The sequence below is a fragment of the Frankia sp. CeTa3Moorea genome, assembly GCF_978021225.1.
The window spans coordinates 23,634-26,597 of sequence record NZ_CDXDOR010000069.1 but is presented as its reverse complement, the minus strand read 5'-3'; the positions used below and the strand labels follow the sequence as shown (position 1 = coordinate 26,597).

Annotated in this window: 2 protein-coding genes and 1 pseudogene; all 3 read left to right on the top strand. The window is 72.1% G+C overall.

Annotated features, from left to right (window positions below):
• Window positions 1-656 (top strand): cytochrome c biogenesis CcdA family protein (locus AC08OV_RS13955; protein ID WP_476619756.1); only part of this gene is annotated, 656 nt, incomplete at its 5' end.
• Window positions 653-2,761, top strand: a complete 2,109-nt coding sequence (gene resB / locus AC08OV_RS13950) for a cytochrome c biogenesis protein ResB (RefSeq protein WP_476612946.1) — start codon at window positions 653-655, stop codon at window positions 2,759-2,761. The genes AC08OV_RS13955 and resB, both read left to right, overlap by 4 nt.
• Window positions 2,761-2,964: pseudogene (locus AC08OV_RS13945) on the top strand (c-type cytochrome biogenesis protein CcsB); the annotation flags it as partial. The gene resB and the pseudogene AC08OV_RS13945, both read left to right, overlap by 1 nt.

The window sequence follows — 2,964 nt, the reverse complement described above, 5'->3', positions numbered from 1 at the left end:
CTGGTGACCTCGCCCGGGACGACGAGGGGACCGGGTCGCCCGGGCTGCGGCTGTACCGGCTGCGCGCGGGTGGGCGGGTCGCCGCGGGCACGGGTCTGTTCGTGCTCGGCTTCACCGCGGTCTTCGTGTCCTACGGCGCGGCCTTCGGCGGGCTCGGGCAGTGGCTCACCCGCCATCAGGTTGGCGTCAGCCAGGTTCTCGGGGTTGTCACTATCGTGATGGGACTCGCGTTCGCCGGCGTGTTCTCCCGGCTGTCCTGGGTGAACAGGGAATGGCGCATCCACCGGTTGCCGGCGCCCGGCCTGCTCGGCGCGCCCGTGCTGGGGGTGCTCTTCGGGATCGGCTGGACACCTTGCCTCGGCCCGACGTTGTCGGCCGTCCTGGGTCTGGCGGTGACGAGCGCGACGGCGCAGCGAGGAGCGTTCCTCTCCGCGGTGTACTGCCTCGGGCTCGGGCTGCCGTTCCTCGCCGTCGGACTGGCTTTCCGACGTGCCGTCGGCGCCCTGCGGGTGCTGCGACGGCATACCCGCATCCTGACCCTGCTCGGCGGCATGCTGCTCGTCACGGTCGGCGTGCTTCAACTCACGGGGGAATGGGCCGACCTGGTTGCGAACCTACGGCCCTACGCCCCCGGCTTCTCGGAGACGCCGCTGTGACCTCCTCAACCCGTTCGAACGCCCGGCTCGCGCCTGCGTCCGGAGCCGCCGATCCCGCGTCACTCGCCGCCGGGTCCGTCGACGTCGAACCCGGCGACACCGTCGAGGCCGAGTCCGGCCTCGAGAAGTCCGGCCTCGAGTCCGCCATCGAGTCCGCGGGATTCGACTCCGGCGTGGCGGCCAGCTCGCGCCGCCTGCCCGAGGGGCATGCCGACGCCCGCGTCGCCGCCCCCGAGGCGTTCGACCCGCCGGACAGCGCGGCCGGTCCGTCGCCCGGCGACCCCGGCGCGCCGACCGACGGACCGGGGCGCGCCCCCGGCGCCGGTGGCCGGTTCACCCGGCATCCGGCCCTTGCCCTCGCCGTCCGGTCCTGGCGCCAGCTCACCAGCATGCGCACCGCGTTGCTGCTGCTGTTCCTGCTGGCCCTGGCCGCCGTGCCCGGATCGCTGCTGCCGCAACGCGCCATCAACCCGATGCGGGTGGAGCAGTACCTCGCCGACCACCCCACCCTCGGTCCGCTGCTCGACTGGTTCTCCGGGTTCGACGTCTTCGCCGCGTCCTGGTTCGCGGCGATCTACCTGCTGCTGTTCATCTCCCTGATCGGCTGCCTGTCGTCCCGGATCCGCTGGCATGCCAGGGCGCTGTTCACCGCGCCGCCGAAGGCCCCGGCCCGGCCCGGCCGGCTGCCCGGCGGCAGCGCCTGGACGAGTCCGATGGAGCCCGGCGACGCGATGGCGGCCGCCCGGCAGGCGCTGCGCCGACGGCGCTTCCGGGTCACGGCCACGGCTGGCGAGGCCCGCGACGCGAAGGGGACCGCCGACCACTCCGTCGCCGCGGAGAAGGGGTACCTGCGCGAGACCGGTAACCTCGTCTTCCACATTGCCCTGGTGGGGCTGCTCGCCGCGGTGGGCTTCGGTTCCTGGTACGGATACTCCGGGACCGTGCTCGTCGTCTCCGGGAGTGGATTCGCGAATACGATCATCTCCTATGACCAGTTCAACGCTGGTCAGCGCGTCGACCCCGCGAAGCTGCGCCCGTTCTCGCTCACGCTGGACCGGTTCAACGCCACGTTCCAGCCGAGCGGCCAGCCGTCCGACTTCCGCGCCGACGTCACGTATGCCGCCGCGCTGAACGCCCCGACCCGCAAGGCGACCATCCGCGTCAACCATCCGCTGGTGATCGGCAATGCCAAGATTTACCTCATCGGGCATGGATTCGCCCCGCACTTCGTGCTTCGCGACGCCGCGCGCAAGGTCGTCTGGGAGTCGAACGTGCCGTGTACCCCGCGGGACGGCATGTTCACCTCAACCTGCACCGTCAAGATCCCCGACACCGGACTGCCCGCGCTGGGCGTCCGCAAGGAGCCCCAGCAGCTGGCCTTCAGCGGCGTGTTCACGCCGACCACCCGCCTCGACCCGACCCAGGGATACGTCTCCGTGTTCCCCGCGGCCCGCGCGCCCGGTCTGACGATCACGGGGTTCGTCGGCAACCTCCATCTCAACGAGGGCATTCCACAGAACGTCTACACGGTCGACACCCGCGACATGCGCCAGATCACGATGACGGGCCCGGCGGGCAGCGAGCGCACCGCGCAGGTCCTGGCCCTCGACAACCCGCGGCAGCGCACCCTTACCGGGCTGCCCGGCGGGATGAGCCTCGAGGCCGACAGCGTGGCCGAGTTCGCCACCTTCCAGGTCAAGTCCGACCCGTTCAAGGGCGAGGCGTTGCTCTTCGCGGTCCTCATCATCGTCGGGCTGATCGCGAGTCTCCGGGTGCGCCGCCGCCGGGTTTGGGTGCGGGCCCGGCCGGCGGCCGCCGGTGGGTGCACGGTGGAGCTCGGCGGGCTGTCCCGCTCCGACGCCGACGGGTTCGCCGTCGAGCTGGCCCAGCTCACGACCCTGGTCCGCGAGGCCACCGGGCTTGCCGGCACCGACCGGTCCGTGCCGACCGCCTCGGAATCGAGCGGCGCCGAACCCGCCAGTACCGAACCCGCCAGTACCGAACCGGGCAGCACCGAACCGAGTAGCACCGAACCGAGTAGCACCGAACCGGGTGGCACCGCAGCCGGCGATGCCGTGTCGAGCGCCAGCGAACGGGAGCACTGATGGCGGTCAACGAGGGCGTAGCCAGCCTTTCCGATCATCTGTTTGGCAGCGGCGAGGCGGTGTACGCCACGGCGATGCTCGGCTATGCGGCCGAGTTCGCGTTCAGCCGGCTCGGCCTGCGCCACGATGCGGTTCAGGAGGCGGCGGCCGTCCCGGCACGGCAGGGGGCCGGGCGGCCGGCGGCGCTGATCGGAGCGGCGGCC